Genomic DNA, 15,897 nt, shown 5'->3' with positions numbered 1-15,897 from the left:
TCACGAATTAAAAATAAAATTCCGCTGAAATGATCAGAGCGAAGCGGAGATCATTTTAAATCGTCTGGACACCCCTTGTCTAAAACCTCAAAAAATAGTATTATATATGGTATACTGAAAAAAGGCAGGAATATCGAATGACCTCTCAGGGCATCTATTATCTCATCCGCGCGCTGGTGGCGCTGGTGGCCATCCCCTTCCACGAGTGCGGCCACGCGCTGGCGGCATGGCTGCTGGGCGACGACACCGCAAAGCGGCAGGGGCGGCTTTCGCTGAACCCCTTTGCCCACTTTGACCTGCTGGGCACGCTGTGCATGGTGTTTGCGGGCGTGGGCTGGGCAAAGCCCGTCTCCACCGACCCCCGCAATTTCAAAAACCCCAAGTGGGGCATGGCCCTCACCGCGCTGGCTGGCCCTGCGGCAAACATCCTCCTTGCCTATGTGGGCATGGTGGTGTGGAAGCTCATGTACTACTGGGCACCGGTGAACGATGCCACCATCTACATTGCCATGTTCCTGCAGTACCTTGTGCTGATGAACGTGAGCCTTGCCGTGTTCAACTTGATCCCGGTGCCGCCGCTGGACGGCAGCCGCATCCTGCTGGTGCTGCTGCCCCGGCGCATCTACTTTGGCCTGATGAAGTACGAGCGCTATATCATGATCGCCCTGCTGGCGGCAGTGTGGTTCGGCGCACTGGATACCCCCCTGTACTACCTGAACAACATTGTGTGGGAGCTGCTGGGCAAGGGCACCGGCTACATTGATAAGATCGCGTATTCCATCTACTATGCCGGCCTTGGGACGGTGGTGTGAGCGTGGCAGAAGAATTGACCTTCCATCTGGAAGATTTTGACGGCCCGCTGGAATTATTGCTGGCGCTTGTGGCCAAACATAAGATGGACCTGCACGACATCCCCATTCTGGAGCTGATCGACCAGTACACCGCCACGGTGGCGCGGGCCGACCCGGACCCGGAAGCCGCCAGCGCCTTCATCGAGATGGCCGCGCGGCTGGTGGAGATGAAAAGCTACCTGCTTTTGCCCCGCAGCGAAGAGGGCGAGCGCATGAAGCAGGAGTTCACCGGCCAGCTGATCGAGTACGACCAGTGCCGCCGCATGGCTGCGCTTTTGCGCAAAAAGGCCGAAGCTGCGCCGGTTTTTGTGCGTCCGCCCATGGAGATGGAGTTCGATAACACCTACGACCTGCACCATGCACCGCAGGTGCTGGCGGATTACTGGGCCGCTCTCTCCGGCCGCACCAAGCTGCGCCGGGAGCCTACCCAGCAGCAGTTCGAGCCGCTGGTCACAGCGCCCATGGTGTCGGTGACGAGCCGGGTGGTGTACATTCTGCGGCACCTGATTGCCGGTACAGCGGCAAAAATGAGCCAGCTGTTCAGCCGCCAGCAGACCCGCAGCACCAACGTGGCCACCTTTCTGGCCTTGCTGGAGCTGGTGCGCGGCGGCCGCGTAACGCTGGACGACGCGGGCCGGCTGACCATGCAGCGGGGCCGCATCCAACGTGATAAGGAGAAGGAATGAACCAGAAACAGATCCGTGCAGCCGTGGAAGCCATGCTGTTTGCCAGCGGCGACCCCATTGGTGCCGACAAGCTGGCCCAGGCGGTGCAGCTGCCGCAGCTCAGCGTGGAAGCCGCGCTGGAAGCCCTGCGGGAGCGCTACGCCCGGGAGGACAGCGGCCTGTGCCTGCTGCACCTGAACACCCGCTGGCAGCTTGCCACCAAGACCGAGTGGGCCGACTGCATCCGCCGCCTGCTGGACAGCCGCCGCGCAGTGCCCCTTGGCCCCGCCGCCATGGAGACCTTGACCGTGATCGCCTACAACCAGCCGGTGTCCCGCGCCTTCATCGAGCAGGTGCGCGGCGTGGATTCCTCGTCCAGCGTGTCGGGCCTGCTGGAAAAGGGCCTCATTGAGGAAGCCGGACGCCTTGACCTGCCGGGCAGGCCGGTGAGCTTCCGCACCACCGACACCTTTTTGCGGGTGTTCGGCCTTTCTTCTCTGGCCGACCTGCCGCCGGTGCACGGACAGGAAACGGAAACAAACGAATCACCGACAGAAAGTGAGGGGTAACGCATGGGAGCATTCCTCGCCGCGCTGGGCGCAGTGCTGCTGTTCATCCTCCGGGTGATCGGCATTCTGCTGCTGGTGGTGCTGATCTTACTGGTGCTGTTGCTGCTGTGCCCCTTCTGCGCAGACCTGTGCTGGGAGCACGGCGTGCTCACCGTAAAGGCCGGTGCGCTGGGCATCACCTTCCCGGTGTTCCAGTACCCGAAGCCGGAGCCGCCGCCCGCACCGGAAAACCCGGCCCCGCCCAAGGGCTTTGGCAAGGTCAAGGCAAAGTTTGCCGCATGGCGGGCCGAGCGCAAGCGGAAAAAGGCAGAGGAGAAAGCCCGCAAAAAGGCCGCCGCCGCTGCCGCCAAGGCAAACAAGCCCGCCCAGCCGCGCAAAAAGGCAAAGATCACGCTGGAGATCCTCTGCACCATGCTCAAAGGTGCGGGCACTTTGACCAAAGCGGTGTTCGGTGCGCTGCGCATCACAAAAATACAGGTGCGCCTTGGTGTGCGCGGGGAGGACCCCGCCGCCGCTGCCCGCAGCTACGGCAAGCTGCAGGCGTGGCTGTACCCGGTACTGGGCGTGCTGGACCGCTTTGTCTGGCTGCAGTTCGATGAGCTGCGCATCCTGCCGGACTTTGGCAGCGGGCAGCCCACCGTGGAGGACCGGGTGTCCTGCCGGGTGAGCGCACAGGCACTGTTCATCGTCCTTGCGGCGGTGCGGGTGCTGTACGAGTTCTGGCGCAAAAAAGTATTGGACATCTTCCTATAATGTGGTACACTATAAGTGTATCCGGATCTGCAGACAACGGGCCTTTGCCCGAATCAAACCGATAAAGGAGAGCTGTTTTATGGCTGAGCATCCCATTCAGGGCCTGATGAACGTTACCATGGAGAAGATCCACCAGATGGTGGACTCCAACACCATCATTGGCAAGCCCATCATCACCGAGGACGGCACCACCATCCTGCCGGTTTCCAAGGTGAGCTTTGGCTTTGCCTCCGGCGGCACCGACTTTGACGGCAAGAACGCCGCCAACAAGGACCTGTTTGGCGGCGGCTCCGGTGCGGGTGTGAACATCCAGCCGGTGGCCTTCCTCGTGGTAAAGGACGGCTGCGTGCGCACCATCCAGCTGTCGGACAACGCCGACACCATCAGCCGTGCCCTGACTATGCTGCCGGAGCTGGTGGACAAGGTTGCCGCCCTCATCAAGAAGGATGAAAAGAAGGAAGAGCCTGCTGCTCCTGCTGAGCAGTAAGTGGAGGGCTTGGCACCGGACACTCCGTCCCGCCTGCGCTCGCCAGACCACCAGCGTGGTGTAGCCCTCGCACTTCCCGACGGGCTTTTCTGTCGATTTTAGTCGCAGCCTGCACTTCAGACATGGCTTCGCGCATCTTGCCGGAGTATCCGGTGCCGATCCCGGCAGGACGGCAGGGAGTTTCTCCAGCGAATGTCCTGGGGGTGGGGCCCCGGCGCGCAAGCGTTGGGGCGGGACTGGAGTCCCGGGCTGTTCGCGGAGAAAGCTCCCTGCTGGCCTGCTAACTACTATCGCCGTAACTGTGAGCTTCCAACTCACAGTTTTGATACAGGCGCACCCGCACCCCAAAACAGGGGAGAGGTGCGCGTTTTGAGCGCCGGGAGGCGCACAAGGAGTTTTATTATGGCAGAAGAACGTATTCAAAAGATCATGGCTGAACAGGGTCTGTGCTCCCGCCGTGCGGCAGAGCAGATCATCGCCGAGGACCGCGTGAAGGTCAACGGCCACCCCGTCAAGGTGGGCGACAAGATGGACCCCAACCGCGACGTGCTGCACGTGGACGACGAGCGCATCTATATCCGCAAGGATCAGCAGATGTACTATCTGGCCCTGTACAAGCCCCGCGGCTATGTGACCACCGCCAGCGACGAGCTGGGCCGCAAGACCGTGATGGAGCTGGTGAGCGATATCCCCGCCCGCCTGTACCCGGTGGGCCGTCTGGATAAGGACAGCGAGGGCCTGCTGCTCATGACCAACGACGGCGCATTTGCGCAGGCCGTCACCCATCCGTCGGGCGGCATCTCCAAGCTGTACCGCGTCACCGTGCAGCCCCGCGCCGATGAAAGCCAGATCCTGAAGCTGAGCAGCGGCGTTGTGCTGGACGACGGCACCAAGACCATGCCCTGCGCCATCAACGTTGTTACCGACGAGCCGGGCCGCACCGTGATGGAAATGACCCTGAAAGAGGGCAAAAACCGCGAGATCCGCCGCATGTGCGAGACCGTGGGCCTTGAGGTGGTGCGCCTGAAGCGCAATGCCGAGGGCGTGGTAAAGCTGGGAATGCTCAAGCCCGGCACCTACCGTGAGCTGACCAAGGCAGAGGTCAACGGTCTGCGTGCCGCTGCCGCCAAGGGCCGCGCCCAGACCCGCAGCGCCGCAGTGCAGTCCAAGGCTGCCGCGCGCCGCCCTCGCGGCCCGGTGGGCAAGGGTACTGCCCCCAAAAAGCGCAAGTAAGCCTATATACCTATATAGACGAAAAGAAAGCACCTGTACAGCGGGTGCTTTCTTTATTGTAAAATGTTATTTTTTATGATATCATAAAGATGCCGCCCGAAAAGGCGGTGATTAGGTGCTGTCTGCAAGCGCAGGTGGTCATGCTTTCCTCTGGCAAGCGTCCGGGGGACGTAAAAGCTTATTGTTTGTTCCCCCGTTCGCAAACGCGGAAGGGGGGATGCATCATGGTGTTGAGCGATGTTCTGCAGCTGTTCGTCATTGTTGGCGGTACAGTTGGGATTACATTTCAGATCGCATGGGCAATCTTCAAAGAGATCCATAACAATAAGAAATGACCGCCCCAGTCTCCAAACGGTGAGCGGTCATTCTTCTTATTGACCAATTAGCCGGAGGGAGCTGACCATTGCGGACAGCACCTTCTCTATTTGTAGTATAGTTTCTTTTTGCTGGTTTGTCAAGAGATGGTTCTCGGCTGTTATGCAAGGCATTTTTATATAAGTGAATAACTGTCAGCTCTTCACCTTTCAGGTGAGAAAAATTGCATCCCGCCGCAAATACACCAAAAACGGACGCACCTGCAACGGAAATTGCGGTACGGCCCTGCGGCAGGACGGGCTGTGCACGCGGGAAAGACAAAGAATACTTTTGACAACAAAAGTTCATCTCGCTGAAGCACCCCTGTTCTTCGACCAAATTTGTGCTATAATACAAAAGCAACGCTTCGCCCGGCCCCGCAAAGGGCAGGGCAGAGCAGAACGGAAAACAAGGAGTTTGGAATCATGGAAAGAGAAAAACTGAAGTCCCGGCTGGGCTTCATTCTGCTTTCGGCGGGCTGTGCCATCGGCATTGGCAACGTGTGGAAGTTCCCTTATATTGCCGGTCAGGGCGGTGGCGGCGCATTTGTGCTGTTCTACCTGCTCTTTCTGGTCATTCTGGGCCTGCCCATTATGACCATGGAGTTTGCAGTGGGCCGCGCTTCCCGCAAAAGCCCGGTGCGGGCCTATCAGGCACTGGAAAAACCGGGCCAGAAGTGGCACATCCACGGCTATCTTACCCTCATTGGCTGCTATCTGCTCATGATGTTCTACACCACCGTGGCAGGCTGGATGCTGCACTATTTCTACATGACCGCCACCGGTAAGCTGGCAGGCCTGAACGCCGATCAGGTGGCTGGCAAGTTTACCGAAATGCTGGCAGACCCCGGCGTGATGACCTTCTGGATGGTGTTCGTGGTGGCACTGGGCATCTTTGTGTGCGCCAAGGGCCTGCAGAACGGCCTTGAGCGCGTGACCAAGGTCATGATGATCGCCCTGCTGGTGATCATGGTGGTGCTGGCCGTCAACAGCCTGTTCATGCCCGGCGCAAAGGAAGGCCTGAGCTTCTTCCTCGTGCCCGACTTCGAGCGCATGAAAGAGGTGGGCGTGGTCAACACGCTGGTGTCCGCCATGAATCAGGCCTTCTTCACCCTGAGCCTTGGCATCGGCGCAATGTCCATCTTTGGCAGCTACATCGGCAAGGAGCACTCCCTGCTGGGCGAGTCCGCCCGCATCGTGGTGTTGGATACCTTCGTGGCCATCACCGCCGGTCTCATCATCTTCCCGGCCTGCTTCACCTACGGTGTGGACCAGACCAGCGGCCCCAGCCTGATCTTCATTACCCTGCCCAACATCTTTGCCAACATGGCCATGGGCCGGTTGTGGGGCTCCCTGTTCTTCCTGTTCATGGCCTTTGCAGCGCTTTCCACCGTGCTGGCCGTGTTCGAGAACATCATCTGCTGCGGCATGGAGCTGACCGGCTGCAGCCGCAAGAAGTCCAGTCTGGTGAACTTCGTGCTCATCACTCTGCTTTCGCTGCCCTGCGTGCTGGGCTACAACGTGTGGGCATGGGACGGCTTTGCCGTGTTCGGCGGCGCTGTGCTGGATCTGGAGGACTTCCTCGTGAGCAACCTGTTCCTGCCGCTGGGCAGCCTGGTGTACCTGCTGTTCTGCGTTACCAACTACGGCTGGGGCTGGGACAACTATAAAAAGGAAGTCAACACCGGCAAGGGCCTCAAGATGCACGACTGGATGCGCGGTTACCTGACCTGCGTGCTGCCGGTGATCGTGCTGTTCATCTTTGCCTTTGGCCTCTACGATAAATTTTTTGCGTAAATAAGCGAAACTCCTTCAGTCTCGCATTCGCTCGACAGCTCCCTCATGGAGGGAGCCTCTGGCGAAGAGATAAAGCTTTGCGTACTGCCAAAGCCTCCCTCACAGAGGGAGGTGGCACGGCGCAAGCCGTGACGGAAGGAGTTCCCGGCTCCTCTTATTCCATCAATAAGAGGGGCCTTTTGCGGCAGAAAGGAACCTTCCATGCATATCCTGATCTGTGACGACGATGCGGCGTTCGGCGCGCGCATGGCAGAATATGTCGCCGTCTACTTTACCGCCCGCAGCGTGCAGGTGCACACCGCCGTCTGCACCAGCGCAGCCGAGGTGCTTGCAACGCCGGGGCTGGAGCTGTATCAGCTGGCGTTTCTGGACGTGGACATGCCCGGTGCAAACGGCATGGTGCTGGGCCGTCAGCTCAAGCAGAAGTGCCCCGGCCTGATGCTGGTGTATGTTTCGGCCTATCTGGAATTTGCGCTGGAAGGCTACACGGTGAACGCCTACCGCTACCTGCTCAAGCGGGACATTGCGCGCACCCTGCCCAAGTGTCTGGACGACCTGCTTGCCGCCCTGACCGACCAGCGCAAGACTCTGACGGTGCACCACAACCGCACCGAAACGGAAATTCCGCTGGATCAGATCTATTATCTGGAAAGCGACCTGCGCCAGATCAACGTCTACGGCGACATTGCCCGCCGGCCCATCTGCACCTACTACGGCAAGATCGCCGACCTGCCGCCCATGCTCTACGAGAACGGCTTTTTGCAGGTGAGCCGCAGCGATGTGGTGAACATGAAATATGTGCGCAGCATCCGCAGCTACCGCGCCCTGCTGAAAAACGGGGTGGAGCTGAGCGTGAGCCGCGCAGGCTATGCGGCCATCCAGAACGCATATCTGGAATGGAAGGGGCAGTATGGGGATGAGTGATGCATTTGCGGAAATGATGCTGGGGCATCTGGTCTGTCTGATTCAGTGCAACGCCTTTATTCTGGTAGAATGGGCCTATCTGGGCAGGGGAAAACTGCGCTGGCCGGTTCTGTGGGCAGAGCTGCTGTGCATGGGGGAGATGGGCCTGTCACTCGCAGCAGGAATGTCATTTTTCAATGTGCAGAGCGTCCTGCTCAATGTGCTGTACCTTTTTGTTACGGCGCAGCTGTTTGGCGGAAACTTTGCCGATAAGCTCACCGCCTGCCTGATCAACGGCACCATGTGCCTGCTGGTGGAGAACACGGTCAACTATACCTACTCCTGGTTCACCGGGGTGCGCACCGGCGAAGCATGGCAGCACCCCGGCTGCCTGATCGCGCTGTGCGCCGCGAACCTTATCGTGGGTGCAGCAGTTGCGCATTCCCTGTACAGCTGGAACCAGAAGTGTGCTCTGCAGCCGCTGCAGGCGCTGGTGATGTCCTTTTTCCCCGGGGTGGCTGTGGTGCTGAACATTGTGCTGATGGTCACAGGGACCCAGCAGCCCGCTACCCGGATGACCATGCTGCTCACCTTTGGCATGAGCGTGGCGGTGCTGGTGCATATCGCCATCGTGCAGATGTTCAACGATCAGGTGGTGCAGCGGCAGAACTCCCGCTACCGTGCTCAGCTGGAACAGCAGCGTGCCGAAGCCCTGCTGGATTCCTACACGGAACAGCGCCGCCTGACCCACGAGTTCACCAACCACATGACAGCCCTTACCGCCCTGCTGGATCAGGGAGATCTGAAAGGCGCACAGGCCTACATTGCCAGCGTGAGCAAAACGGTGGCGGCGGGCACCACCATCATGGACACCCACAACCCGCTGCTGGATTCCATTCTGAGCAAAAAATACGAAGAAGCGGCAAAAGTTGGCGTGAACATTTACTTTGACCTGTGCGATCTCAAGCGGATGCCCTTCGACAGCATGGATATGGTCATCGTGCTCTCCAACCTTCTGGACAACGCCACCCGCGCCGCAGCGCAGGCCCTGCCGCCGGAGGTGCATGTGCGCATCCGCAAAACGCCGGAAGAATATCTGATCTCGGTGCGCAACCGCGTGCAGGAAGACCTGCTGCTGGAGGAGGGCAAGCTGCCCGGCACCACCAAAAAGGAGAGCGGCCACGGCATGGGCCTTGCCAACGTGCAGGACGTGCTGCACAAGTACGGTGCCGAGTACACCGTGAGCTGCCGTGACCGGTGGTTCCGGTTTACCTGCGCCATCCCGTGCGCAGTTCATGACATGAGCACCGACAATTTATGACATGTTCTGTGCAACAGGCACGCAACAATGCTATACTAAGGCCAGTAAAGGCGACCTCCTGCCGGGGCAGGGCGGATTTGCGGCCAAAGGAAACCTTGGTGAAGCTTTGCCCCCCTGTGCAGTGATCCGGGCAGCGGTGCGTGTTAAGCTGCTCTGTTTTCCCTTTGCTCTTCGCTGTGCAGTCCTCATGCGCTGCGCAGCTCATCTGGCGGGGCTTTCAACGGCGAACTTTGGGGTTTGCTGCTGATAAAGTCACTCGGTACGTCGCATTTCTGTCCGGCAGGTGCTGCTTGTGGGAATGGAGCATCTGCCGCACAGGGCATTTGCGTCGGTGAGAGTTCCGTCAGATTTTTTATTGCAAAAAAAGAGCTGCTGTACGGCAAAATTGCCTGATACAGCAGCTCTTTTTCTGTGTCGTTATTCCGGCTTTACCTGCAGCTCCTGCTCGCAGTAGATGCAGCGGTACTTGCCGTTGGAGCTCAGCTCAAAGATCTGGTCGCACTCTTCCTCAATGGAGGAGATGCAGCGGGGGTTGCGGCATTTTACAATGTTCACAAGGCGCTTGGGGGGCATCGGCTTTTCCTTGCGCACGGCCTTGCCGTTTTCAATGATGGTCACGCTGATGCCCGGGTCAAGGTAGGCCAGCACATCCAGGTTCAGCCAGGAAGCATCGCCCTCCACCTTGATGATGTCCTTGCGGCCGCTGGCGGTCTTGCTGCTGCGTGCATTCTGGATCAGCGCCACGCTGGCGGTGCGGTTGCCCGCAATGCCCAGCAGGTCCATCAGGCCAATGGCGGTGCCTGCCTTGATGTGGTCGATCACGATGCCGTTCTGAATTTCATCGATGTTCAGCATATCAGTTCTCCTCCTTAGGTGCCTTGGGGTCGCAAAGGCCCAGCAGGGTCATGATCAGTGCCATACGCACATACACGCCGTTCTGCACCTGCTCAAAGTAGGCGGCGCGGGGATCGTCGTCCACGTCCAGTGCGATCTCGTTGACGCGGGGCAGGGGATGCAGCACAGCCATATCCGGCTTTGCAAGGCTCATCTTTTCCTTGGTGAGGATGTAGCTGTTCTTCAGGCGGATGTAGTCCTCCTCGTTGAAGAAGCGCTCCTTCTGCACGCGGGTCATGTACAGGATGTCCAGCTCCGACATGGATTCCTCCAGACTGCGGGTCTCCTTGTAGGGGATGCCGTTGGCCTCCAGCACGTCCTTCACGATGTAGTCCGGCACACGCAGCTCTTCCGGGCTGATAAGCACGAACCGGATGTTCTTGCAGCGGGCCATGGTCTTGATGAGGGAGTGCACGGTGCGGCCGAATTTCAGGTCGCCGCACAGGCCGATGGTCAGGTCATCCAGCCGTCCCATGCGGCGGCGGATGGTCATGAGGTCCGTCAGGGTCTGGGTGGGGTGCTGGTGGCCGCCGTCGCCCGCGTTGATCACCGGGATGCGGGAGTAGCGGGAAGCGCGCAGCGGTGCGCCCTCTTTAGGGTGGCGCATGGCCACGATGTCCGCATAGCAGGACACCACGCGGATGGTGTCGGCAACGCTTTCGCCCTTGCTTGCGCTGGACACGTTCTCACTGGGAAAGCCCAGCACATGGCCGCCAAGGTTCAGCATGGCTGCCTCAAAGGAGAGGCGGGTGCGGGTGGAAGGCTCGTAGAACAGGGTAGCCAGCTTTTTATGCCGGGCCACCTCCTGATATGCGGCCGGGTCGTCATGGATGCGGTCGGCAAGGTCGAGCAGAGTGGAAATTTCCTGCTGGGTAAAATCCAACGGGTCGATCAGATGTCGCATGGGTACATACCTCCGTCAGTTTTTTGGTTTAGAGCAGCTTGCGTAAAATGGAAAAATCAAAGAAGTTCGTGTAGTAGCTCAGCGAGCGCATCACCGGGCGGCACAAACGATTGAAACACACTTCGTCCAGCAGCAGCATGGCCTCGCCCGGAGCAAGGCGCATGGCGGAGCGGATGGCATCATCGCCGCAGCTTGCCTTCAGGTGGGCGACGTTGGAGGAGATCTGCTGGTGGCACTCCCGTTCCAGAATATCGAACACGCCGCCGGTCAGGTCGATGCGGGTGTAGTCTTTGGCACCGAACAGTGCTCTGGGCAGGTAGTCGATGGAGTAGATCACCGGGGTGGTGTCGGCCAGAATGCGCTTTTTGATGCAGATCACGTCGTCGCCCGGCTCAATTTCCAGATCGTGGGCCAGCTCTTCACCGGCGCGGATGGGAAATACCTGAATGCCATCGGCGTGGGGGTAGCTGCCAAAGCTGCGGATCAGCGGGTAGTATTCCAGCTTCTGGTCCAGCCGGCTGCGCAGGCCCAGCACAGCGCGGTTCACCACCGTGCCAATGCCGCGCACGCGCTCCACATAGCCTGCGCGCTCCATCTCGCTCAAAGCATCGCGGATGACGGTGCGGCTCACACCCAGCTCAGCGGCAAGATCTACCTCGGCGGGCAGACGGTCGGCCCGGGCATAGCGCCCGGTGCGCAGCTCTTCCAGCAGACTGGCAACGATGCGGTCGCTGATCACAGCACCGCCCAATCGGTTGGAAGAGGTAAGTGCAGATTCCTTCATGGTTCGGTTCCTCCGTTCACGGGCAGGGGATGCGCCCCGCCGGGACTTGAAGCCTGCGCCGCACGGCACCTTTGTGACCACGCCATACGCCGCAGACCCCTTTATACTTTATTATAACATAAATTGACATTTATAAAAGCGGCATTTATACTGGAAACAGCGAAAAAGTATGATTTTATTTTGGAGGGAAACGCAAGATGGAAGTTTTTCTGCACAAGATCTGCGGCCAGCCGGTGCAGCCGCCGGTGTCCATGCAGCTGCGCCGCTGCATGCCGGAGCAGGCCCCGGCGGTGTACGCCTTGCAAAACGAGGTGCGCGCCGCCATGCCGGACCCGGAGCAGTTCGTGCCGGACACGCTGGAAAACATCACGGCCTATGTCCGCAATGACCTGTGCATCGGCGCATGGCAGGGCAGCCGCCTTGGCGGGTATCTCATCGTGCGCTTCTGCGGGCGCAGCGCACACAACTATGCGGCCTTCATGGATGTGCCGCACACCGAGTGGGAGCACTGGGCCAATGCGGACAGCGCCATCGTCCACGCAGACTTTCGCGGCAACGGTCTGCAACGGCTCATGCTGGAAGCAGCGCTGCCGCTTTTCCCGGAAAAGATCACCCACATCGGTGCTACCGTCAGCCCGCAGAACCAGTACAGCCTGCACAACGCCCTTGCGTCCGGGTTTGCCATCGTCTCCCGGCGGGAAATGTATGGCGGCCACGACCGCTACCTGCTGAAAAAAGACTTGTAAAAAACAGGGCTGCGTCCCCAAACGGATGCAGCCCTGTTCTTCAATCGATGGATAGTTTAAGTTTGTTTTTCATCTTGTGCCGCACCACCAGCAGGCAGGCCAGATGCACGGCAGCCGTCAGCACCCAGCTGATGGGGTAGCTGATGTACAGCATGAACGGTGTGCGGTTCAGCTGGAAGATGGTGGCGATCCACACCAGCCGCAGCAGGCAGCTGCCCACAAGGCTCACCACCATGGGCAGCACGCTGTAGCCAAGGCCGCGCAGGCTGCTGGCCAGCGTATCCATGATGCCGCACAGCAGGTAGGTGCCGCAGATCACCCGCAGGCGTTCGTATCCGGCGGCGATCACCGCCGCATCCGAGGAGTAGAAGTGCAGCAGCTGGTCGCCTGCCAGCACTGCGCCGCCGCCCAGCACCACGCCGGTCACGATGGCGCACAGCAGGCAGTTGAGGACAACACGGTTCAGGTTCTGATACTTGCGCGCGCCCATGTTCTGGCTGGTAAAGGTCACCGCTGCCTGCGAAAAGGCGTTCATGGCGGTATAGACGAAGCCCTCCAGATTGGCGGAGGCCGAACTGCCTGCCACCACCGTGGAACCAAAGGAGTTGATGGCCGACTGGATGACCACGTTGGACAGGCTGAACACGGTGCTCTGCAGACCGGCAGGCAGGCCGATAAGCAAAATCTGCTTCAGGGCACCCATGTGGAAGCCCAGATGATGCAGATCCAGATGCAGCGCGCCCTCCTCCTTCATCAGCATCCGCGTCACCATGCAGGCGGAAACGGTCTGGCTGATGATGGTGGCCAGCGCCACGCCTGCCACGCTCATGGAAAAGCCAATGACGAACACAAGGTTCAGCACCACGTTGATGATGCCGGCTGCTGCCAGACAGTACAGCGGGCGCTTGGTGTCGCCCACGGCGCGCAGCAGCGCACTGCTGAAGTTGTACAGCATGGTCATGGGCATCCCGATGAAATAAATTTTAAGGTACAGCGCAGAGAGGTCGATCACATCCTCCGGGCAGCTCATCAGCTCCAGCAGCCCACGGGCAGCAAAGAACCCCACCACAGCCAGCAGCACGCCGCTGACAAGGCCCAGCGTCACCGAGGTCTGCACCGTGTCCTGCACGCCGCGGTCATCCTTTGCGCCAAAGCAGCGGGCCGCCACCACGTTTGCGCCCAGCGAAAGCCCTACGAACAGGTTCACCAGCAGGTTGATGAGGGAGCCGTTGGAGCCGACGGCGGCCAGTGCGGTGCTGCCCGCAAAGCGGCCCACGACCACTACGTCCGCAGCGTTGAACAGCAGCTGCAGAATGCTGGAAGCTGCCAGCGGGATGGAGAACAGGATGATCTTTTGGAGCATCGGGCCGCTGGTCAGGTCAGCGGAGCGGCTTGTCTGAGCCATGAGAAGAGTGCCTCCTTTTTATCGTTTACGCGGAGAAGCCGTTTTCCGAAGCATTGCACACTGCTTGGGAGGACAGCATCTGAAATGTAAATTTTTCGTAAATAAAGGGAACCGAAGGCATATTATAACGCGCGGCGCAGAAAAATACAAGTGGCACCGCCGAAAAAAGACAGTTTTTTCCGGCATTGCCACAGGAAAACGGCTTTTCAATTCGATTCAAGCACCTTCCAGTGCTCCGGTGCGGCAAAATCGCTCGTCTCGCCGTCATCGGTGTACATCCGGCAGCGGGCGCTGCCATTTTCGTCCGGGCAGGCCCACAGGGTCAGGGCGGTGTCGTCCAGCTGGGCGGTGCAGCTGGCGGGTCTTGCCACCGGCACCGCATGGCCCGGGCGGATGAACAGCAGCACTTCGTCCAGTGCGCAGCGGACGTAGTGGTGCCCGGCGGGCAGAAGCTCGGTGTCATAGTCGTCTACACTGCGGATGCGGTAGAGCTTCATTGCTTCCGGCAGGTAGACATGCCGTCCGCTGGCGTTCTGGGTGTAGACAGGCGCTACCATCACACCCTCGCCCAGCAGCAGCTGGTCCTGCACCTCGCGGGCATCCGGGTCAGCAGGAAAATCAAAGCCCAAGGGCCGGAAGTAACTGGTGCTCTCCAATGCCGCCTTCATGAAGGTACTATAAAGGTAGGGCAGCAGGGCATACCGCAGCCGGAGCATCTTCCGCAGGGCAGGCAGCATATCCGCAAAGCGGTAGTATTCCTGCATCCGGGAGCCGTCGGTGGCGTGGTTGCGCATCAGCGGCGTGAACAGGCCGAACTCCAGCCAGCGCAGAGCCAGATCAGGCGTAGTATCGTAGGAAAAACCGCACAGGTCGGCACCGGTATAAAGAAAGCCGCACAGCTGCACGTTGGGCATCATCTGGATATTGGCCAGAAGCTGTGCCCATGTGGAAGCGTTGTCACCCAGCCAGATGCCGCCGTAGCGGTGGCTGCCGATGAAGCTGGAACGGCTGTAGAGCAGCGTGCGTCTGCCGGGCCGCAGGCGGGCAAAGGCTTCGCCTGCCGCACGGGTCATATTGCCGCCGTAGAGGTTGTGCACCCTGTCATGGCGCACCCGCTGGCCGTCCACATCGTGGTAGAAGCTGGCGTAGTCCTCCGGGGCGTTCATCAGGCCCAGCGCGCCGCCTACCACCTTGCCAAAGAATTCATCCTGCACGATGTTGTCCTTCCGGCTCAGTTCGTCCATGCTCTCAAAGAAAGCCTTGAGCCGCTCGGGTGAGTAAAACAACGCAGGCTCGTTCATATCGTTCCAGAAGCCCTCGATGCCGCAGTCGGTCAGTGCCTTGTACTGCCGGCCGAACCACTCCCGCACCTCCGGGCGCAGGAAGTCCGCAAAGTAAGCCTTGCCGGGCCACACCGCCGCCACAAAGGGGGTGCCGTCGGCTTTGGTGCAGAAGGAACCGTTTGCAAGGCCCTCGGCACAGACGGGGTTTTCCGGGTCGATGCGCACACCCGCATCGATGATGGGCACCAGCCGGATGCCCTGTGCCTTCAGTTCGGCGCTCAGGGCGGCAAGGTCCGGGAAGCGCTGCTTGTTTACGGTAAAATCCGCGTAGTCCTGCATGTAATCGATGTCCATGCAGATCATATCCAGCGGCAGATCGTTCTCTTTGTACTGGCGGGCCACCTCCCGCACGTCCTCAGCGGTCTTGTAGCCAAAGCGGCTCTGTGCCAGACCAAAGGCCCACTTGGGCGGGATATAGCTGCGGCCGATGAGCTGCCGGAACTGGCGGCTGATAGCGTTCAGGTCGTCGCCGGTAATGATGTAAAGCTCATGATCCGGCTCTTCGGTGGCAAAGCGCAGGGCATCGTATTCGGTGTAGCCGATATCGTAACGCACTTTGCCCGGGAAATCGATGAACACACCAAAGCATTCACGGCCAACACCGCCGTCAATGAGCAGAAAATTGTGCGCACCATAGTAGGAAAGCTTGTCCTCGCTGTGGCGGGATTCGTCAGTGTTGTTGGTCACGTAGTGCCAGCCGCGCTTGTTGATGCCGCGGGGCATTTCGCCCAGACCGTACACGATGGCATCCGGAGCCATCCGGTAGGCCCAGCCGTCTTCTTCGGCTGTGAGGAAGGGCACCGGCCCGGCGGAAACTGGGATCTCCTGCACCACACTGTCGGTGGGCAGGGGCAGGCCAAAACGGAAACGCTGGATCATAGGGAACCTC

General features: G+C 59.8%; 16 protein-coding genes. 10 read left to right on the top strand and 6 right to left on the bottom strand.

Translation table 11 applies throughout. From position 1 onward, the window contains the following. The first annotated feature begins 137 nt into the window (after nt 1-137). The 6 genes from DXA66_RS07115 to DXA66_RS07090 all read left to right on the top strand — a co-directional run bounded on the left by DXA66_RS07115 (nt 138) and on the right by DXA66_RS07090 (nt 4,558). Nucleotides 138-812 (top strand): site-2 protease family protein, encoded by a 675-nt coding sequence (locus tag DXA66_RS07115; RefSeq protein WP_118527838.1) that lies wholly within the window; start codon nt 138-140, stop codon nt 810-812. 2 nt (nt 813-814) lie between these two features. Continuing rightward, nucleotides 815-1,537 carry a ScpA family protein gene (locus tag DXA66_RS07110; protein ID WP_118528069.1) on the top strand — a complete coding sequence of 241 codons (723 nt, stop codon included), beginning with the start codon at nt 815-817 and terminating at the stop codon, nt 1,535-1,537. Then, on the top strand, nt 1,534-2,085 hold the full coding sequence (scpB, locus tag DXA66_RS07105) for an SMC-Scp complex subunit ScpB (RefSeq protein ID WP_118527836.1): 552 nt from the start codon (nt 1,534-1,536) through the stop codon (nt 2,083-2,085). Before DXA66_RS07110 ends, scpB begins: the two co-directional genes overlap by 4 nt. 3 nt (nt 2,086-2,088) lie before the next feature. Next, a complete protein-coding gene (locus tag DXA66_RS07100; RefSeq protein WP_118527834.1) occupies nt 2,089-2,838 on the top strand; it encodes a DUF2953 domain-containing protein in 750 nt (249 codons plus the stop codon). Nucleotides 2,839-2,917: 79 nt separating this feature from the next. Continuing rightward, nucleotides 2,918-3,325 carry a GerW family sporulation protein gene (gene ytfJ, locus DXA66_RS07095; RefSeq protein ID WP_118527832.1) on the top strand — a complete coding sequence of 136 codons (408 nt, stop codon included), beginning with the start codon at nt 2,918-2,920 and terminating at the stop codon, nt 3,323-3,325. A 402-nt stretch (nt 3,326-3,727) separates the two neighbouring features. Further along, entirely contained in the window at nt 3,728-4,558 is an 831-nt protein-coding gene (locus DXA66_RS07090; protein ID WP_118527830.1) for a pseudouridine synthase, read from the top strand. A gap of 306 nt (nt 4,559-4,864) precedes the next feature. Here DXA66_RS07090 and DXA66_RS14105 read toward each other — a convergent pair whose 3' ends face one another. After that, entirely contained in the window at nt 4,865-5,221 is a 357-nt protein-coding gene (locus DXA66_RS14105; protein ID WP_158576343.1) for a hypothetical protein, read from the bottom strand. 116 nt (nt 5,222-5,337) lie between these two features. On the opposite strand from DXA66_RS14105, the gene DXA66_RS07080 reads away from it, so the two are divergent. The 3 genes from DXA66_RS07080 (at nt 5,338) to DXA66_RS07070 (ending at nt 8,932) form a co-directional block, all read left to right on the top strand. Beyond that, a complete protein-coding gene (locus tag DXA66_RS07080) occupies nt 5,338-6,708 on the top strand; it encodes a sodium-dependent transporter (RefSeq protein ID WP_118527826.1) in 1,371 nt (456 codons plus the stop codon). Nucleotides 6,709-6,909: 201 nt separating this feature from the next. Next, a complete protein-coding gene (locus DXA66_RS07075) occupies nt 6,910-7,632 on the top strand; it encodes a LytTR family DNA-binding domain-containing protein (RefSeq protein WP_118527824.1) in 723 nt (240 codons plus the stop codon). After that, nucleotides 7,625-8,932, top strand: coding sequence for a sensor histidine kinase (locus DXA66_RS07070; RefSeq protein ID WP_118528067.1), 1,308 nt, complete (start codon nt 7,625-7,627; stop codon nt 8,930-8,932). Before DXA66_RS07075 ends, DXA66_RS07070 begins: the two co-directional genes overlap by 8 nt. Before the next feature lie 417 nt (nt 8,933-9,349). Here the strand turns inward: DXA66_RS07070 and DXA66_RS07065 are convergent, their stop codons facing one another. Genes DXA66_RS07065 through DXA66_RS07055 form a run of 3 tightly spaced genes read right to left on the bottom strand, consistent with a single transcriptional unit; the run spans nt 9,350 to nt 11,514 of the window. Further along, nucleotides 9,350-9,787 carry an aspartate carbamoyltransferase regulatory subunit gene (locus DXA66_RS07065; RefSeq protein ID WP_005941235.1) on the bottom strand — a complete coding sequence of 146 codons (438 nt, stop codon included), beginning with the start codon at nt 9,785-9,787 and terminating at the stop codon, nt 9,350-9,352. 1 nt (nt 9,788) lies between these two features. Next, nucleotides 9,789-10,730: an aspartate carbamoyltransferase gene (gene pyrB / locus DXA66_RS07060; protein ID WP_118527822.1), complete on the bottom strand. Its 942-nt coding sequence runs from the start codon at nt 10,728-10,730 to the stop codon at nt 9,789-9,791. Nucleotides 10,731-10,758: 28 nt separating this feature from the next. Then, nucleotides 10,759-11,514 carry a GntR family transcriptional regulator gene (locus DXA66_RS07055; protein ID WP_118527820.1) on the bottom strand — a complete coding sequence of 252 codons (756 nt, stop codon included), beginning with the start codon at nt 11,512-11,514 and terminating at the stop codon, nt 10,759-10,761. A gap of 197 nt (nt 11,515-11,711) precedes the next feature. Between DXA66_RS07055 and DXA66_RS07050 the strand changes: the two genes are divergently transcribed. Then, nucleotides 11,712-12,260, top strand: coding sequence for a GNAT family N-acetyltransferase (locus DXA66_RS07050; protein ID WP_118527818.1), 549 nt, complete (start codon nt 11,712-11,714; stop codon nt 12,258-12,260). 40 nt (nt 12,261-12,300) lie between these two features. Here DXA66_RS07050 and DXA66_RS07045 read toward each other — a convergent pair whose 3' ends face one another. Continuing rightward, nucleotides 12,301-13,665: an MATE family efflux transporter gene (locus DXA66_RS07045; protein WP_118527816.1), complete on the bottom strand. Its 1,365-nt coding sequence runs from the start codon at nt 13,663-13,665 to the stop codon at nt 12,301-12,303. 206 nt (nt 13,666-13,871) lie between these two features. Next, nucleotides 13,872-15,887, bottom strand: coding sequence for a TIM-barrel domain-containing protein (locus tag DXA66_RS07040; protein WP_118527814.1), 2,016 nt, complete (start codon nt 15,885-15,887; stop codon nt 13,872-13,874). Between the last annotated feature and the right edge of the window lie 10 nt (nt 15,888-15,897).

This window comes from Faecalibacterium sp. OF03-6AC (assembly GCF_003478175.1).
GTDB lineage: Bacteria > Bacillota > Clostridia > Oscillospirales > Ruminococcaceae > Faecalibacterium > Faecalibacterium taiwanense.
This window is presented reverse-complemented; position numbering and strand designations above follow the sequence as displayed.

Bases quoted from the DNA above. Each gene is read 5' to 3' on its own strand.
- pyrB (WP_118527822.1), bottom strand. From the start codon at position 10,730: ATGCGACATCTGATCGACCCGTTGGATTTTACCCAGCAGGAAATTTCC.
- DXA66_RS07070 (WP_118528067.1), top strand. From the start codon at position 7,625: ATGAGTGATGCATTTGCGGAAATGATGCTGGGGCATCTGGTCTGTCTG.
- DXA66_RS07075 (WP_118527824.1), top strand. From the start codon at position 6,910: ATGCATATCCTGATCTGTGACGACGATGCGGCGTTCGGCGCGCGCATG.
- DXA66_RS07080 (WP_118527826.1), top strand. From the start codon at position 5,338: ATGGAAAGAGAAAAACTGAAGTCCCGGCTGGGCTTCATTCTGCTTTCG.
- scpB (WP_118527836.1), top strand. From the start codon at position 1,534: ATGAACCAGAAACAGATCCGTGCAGCCGTGGAAGCCATGCTGTTTGCC.
- DXA66_RS07100 (WP_118527834.1), top strand. From the start codon at position 2,089: ATGGGAGCATTCCTCGCCGCGCTGGGCGCAGTGCTGCTGTTCATCCTC.
- DXA66_RS07050 (WP_118527818.1), top strand. From the start codon at position 11,712: ATGGAAGTTTTTCTGCACAAGATCTGCGGCCAGCCGGTGCAGCCGCCG.
- DXA66_RS07055 (WP_118527820.1), bottom strand. From the start codon at position 11,514: ATGAAGGAATCTGCACTTACCTCTTCCAACCGATTGGGCGGTGCTGTG.
- DXA66_RS07115 (WP_118527838.1), top strand. From the start codon at position 138: ATGACCTCTCAGGGCATCTATTATCTCATCCGCGCGCTGGTGGCGCTG.
- DXA66_RS07090 (WP_118527830.1), top strand. From the start codon at position 3,728: ATGGCAGAAGAACGTATTCAAAAGATCATGGCTGAACAGGGTCTGTGC.
- DXA66_RS07040 (WP_118527814.1), bottom strand. From the start codon at position 15,887: ATGATCCAGCGTTTCCGTTTTGGCCTGCCCCTGCCCACCGACAGTGTG.
- DXA66_RS07045 (WP_118527816.1), bottom strand. From the start codon at position 13,665: ATGGCTCAGACAAGCCGCTCCGCTGACCTGACCAGCGGCCCGATGCTC.
- DXA66_RS07065 (WP_005941235.1), bottom strand. From the start codon at position 9,787: ATGCTGAACATCGATGAAATTCAGAACGGCATCGTGATCGACCACATC.
- DXA66_RS14105 (WP_158576343.1), bottom strand. From the start codon at position 5,221: ATGAACTTTTGTTGTCAAAAGTATTCTTTGTCTTTCCCGCGTGCACAG.
- ytfJ (WP_118527832.1), top strand. From the start codon at position 2,918: ATGGCTGAGCATCCCATTCAGGGCCTGATGAACGTTACCATGGAGAAG.